The 3,396-nt window shown below is 54.6% G+C and carries 2 rRNA genes; both read left to right on the top strand.

Annotated features, from left to right (window positions below):
- The first annotated feature begins 132 nt into the window (after positions 1-132).
- A 23S ribosomal RNA gene (locus HL45_RS15330) occupies positions 133-3,052 on the top strand.
- A gap of 136 nt (positions 3,053-3,188) precedes the next feature.
- Positions 3,189-3,310 (top strand): 5S ribosomal RNA (gene rrf / locus HL45_RS15325).
- Positions 3,311-3,396: the final 86 nt, after the last annotated feature.

Raw genomic sequence — 3,396 nt, 5'->3', positions numbered from 1 at the left:
GGTTGGGAAGGGTTCGACGCACGCACTCAGCGACCACTGTGTCGTGCGATGACAACCGTATGTACGTGCAATCCAGGCGTCCACTGGACTCACACACGTGTGAGTTATTACAGTGAATCCAATCCAATTATTATTACGTGGCTACTGTGCCACTTGGTGAATGGCTCGGCTCAAGCGCCGACAAAGGACGTGTCAAGCTGCGAAAAGCTGCAGGGAGTCGCACGAAGACTAAGAACTGCAGGTTTCCGAATGGGAATCCCCACCGCAATTGCTTCGCGCAATGGGGAACGCCGAGAACTGAAACATCTCAGTATCGGCAGGAAAAGAAAGCAAACGCGATATCGTTAGTAACGGCGAGTGAACTCGATACAGTCCAAACCGAAGCCCACACGGGCAATGTGGTGTATGGACTGACATTCATCAGCCGAACAACTATCAGAAGTCTTCTGGAACGGAGCATGAAACAGGGTGACAATCCCGTACGATAGTCCAGTACGCTGTGCGTCAGTTCCCGAGTAGCAGGGGTCGGAAATCCCTTGTGAATCTCGCGGGCATCGACCGCGAAGACTCAATACGTCTTGAGACCGATAGCGAACAAGTAGCGTGAGCGAACGCTGAAAAGCACCTCGAAAAGAGAGGTGAAATAGGGCCTGAAATCAAGTGGCGATGGAGCGACAGGGCATACAAGGCCCAACAGAAAACGAACCGGGTGCAAACCCCCAGTAGGAACTGTTGGGAGCCGATGTCTTGTCGTACGTTTTGAAAAACGAGCCAGGGAGTGTACCATAATGGCGAGCCTAACCCGAGTATCGGGGCAGGCACAGGGAAACCAATACGACCGCAGCGCTTTGCGCGAGGGTCACCGTCTTCAAGGGCGGGGAGTCATTGGGGTACGACCCGAAACCGGATGATCTACGCATGGGCAAGGCGAAGCGTGGCGAAAGCCACGTGGAGGCCTGCTAGAGTTGGTGTCCTACAATACCCTCTCGTGACCTATGTGTAGGGGTGAAAGGCCCATCGAATCCGGCAACAGCTGGTTCCAACCGACACATGTCGAAGCATGACCTCCGTAGAGATAGTCCGTGAGGTAGAGCGACCGATTGGGAACGCCGCCTCCGAGAGGAGTCGGCCTCCCTGTCAAACTCCAAACTTACGGACGTTGTTGACGCGGGGAATCCGGTGCGCGGGGTAAGCCTGTGTACCGTGAGGGAGACAACCCAGAGCTGGGTTAAGGTCCCCAAGTATGCGCTAAGTGCGATTGAAGGTGGTCGCAAGCCCTAAACAGCCGGGAGGTGAGCTTAGAAGCAGCTACCCTCTAAGAATAGCGTAACAGCTTACCGGCCGAGGTTTGCGGCGCCGAAAATGATCGGGGCTCAAGTGCATCACCGAGACCTAGCGGCACTCTTGATCGAGTGATCCAGTAGGTTGGCATTCTGAATGGGTGGAAGTACGGGTGAGAATTCGTATGGACCGTTCAGTATAGAAAATCCTGGCCATAGTAGCAGCGTTAGTCGGGTGTGAACCCCGACGACCTAACGAGTAAGGGTTCCTCAGCAATGCTTATCAGCTGAGGGTTAGCCGATCCTAAGTCTCATCGCAATTCGAGTGAGACAACAGGGAAACTGGTTAATATTCCAGTGCTAACACCATTCAAAGCCGACGCCTCAGGAAACATCGAACCGGGCTTTCGCCCGGTCGAATCATCAAAATCCGTGGAAGCCGTAATGGCAGGAAGCGGGTGAATGTTGAGATAGCGCAAGTCGATGGTACCCGGGGCCCGTGAAAAGGTGAGTGTGTTAATCGTACCGAGATCCGACACAGGTACTCTGGCGGTGAAAGCCAAGGTCTGTCGGGATCAACCGACGTTAGGGAATTCGGCAAGTTAGTCCCGTAAGTTCGCGATAAGGGATGCCTGCCTTGTATAAAGGCAGGCCGCAGTGACTCGGACGCTCCAACTGTCTAGTAACAACATAGGTGACCGCAAATCCGCAAGGACTCGTACGGTCACTGAATCCTGCCCAGTGCGGGTATCTGAACACCCAGTACAATGGGACGAAGGACCCGTTAACGGCGGGGGTAACTATGACCCTCTTAAGGTAGCGTAGTACCTTGCCGCTTCAGTAGCGGCTTGCATGAATGGATCAATGAGAGCGTCACTGTCCCAACGTTGGGCCCGGTGAACTGTACGTTCCAGTGCGGAGTCTGGAGACCCCCAAGGGGAAGCGAAGACCCTATAGAGCTTTACTGCAGGCTGTCGCTGAGACACGGTCGCTACTGTGCAGCATAGGTAGGAGCCATTACACAGGCACCCGCGCTAGCGGGCCGCCGAGGCATTAGTGAAATACTACCCGGTAGTGACTGTGACTCTCACTCCTGGCGGAGGACACCGGTAGCCAGGCAGTTTGACTGGGGCGGTACGCGCTCGAAAAGATATCGAGCGCGCCCCAAGATTTCCTCACCCGAGTCGGAGACTCGGAGAAGAGCGCAAGAGCATAAGGAAGTCTGACAGTGTCCTACACAACGAGGGACGCTGACGCGAAAGCGTGGTCTAGCGAACCAATGAGCCTGCTTGATGCGGGCCATTGATGACAGAAAAGCTACCTTAGGGATAACAGAGTCGTCACCGGCAAGAGCACATATCGACCCGGTGGCTTGCTACCTCGATGTCGGTTCCCTCCATCCTGCCCGTGCAGAATCGGGCAAGGGTGAGGTTGTTCGCCTATTAAAGGAGGTCGTGAGCTGGGTTTAGACCGTCGTGAGACAGGTCGGCTGCTATCTATTGGGGGTGTTACGGTATCTGACGGGAACGTTCGTATAGTACGAGAGGAACTACGAATGGGTGCCACTGGTGTACCAGTCGTTCGAAAGAGCGCGTGCTGGGCAGCCACGCACCACGGGGTAAGAGCTGAACGCATCTAAGCTCGAAACCCACCTGGAAAAGAGATACCACCTGAGACCACTCGTAAAAGACGAGTTCGATAGACTCGGGATGTACGCGCCGAGGCAACGAGGCGTTCAGTCCGCGAGCACTAACAGGTCAATGCCACACAATCATACCGCATATTGGAATTCACACGCACACGCGTGTGAGTCCAGGCGCAAACTGGATTGCACATACACTACATACGGTTGTCCGAACCATCAACGATTGGTATCCACAGTCACGGTTCGATTCCGTGAGTTGACGTTAAGGCGGCCAGAGCGACAGGGCCACACCCGTACCCATCCCGAACACGGTAGTTAAGCCTGTCTGCGTTTCGGTCAGTACTGGAGTGCGCGAGCCTCTGGGAAATCTGATTCGCCGCCTCCCACTCATACTTTCATTCATTACCCACCACGAGCGCTAGCGCTCGTGGTGGGTTTTTTGCTATTTATAAAAAGCAATGCGAAAAGGAC

This window comes from Haladaptatus cibarius D43, assembly GCF_000710615.1.
Classification (GTDB): Archaea; Halobacteriota; Halobacteria; order Halobacteriales; family Haladaptataceae; genus Haladaptatus; species Haladaptatus cibarius.
This window is presented reverse-complemented; position numbering and strand designations above follow the sequence as displayed.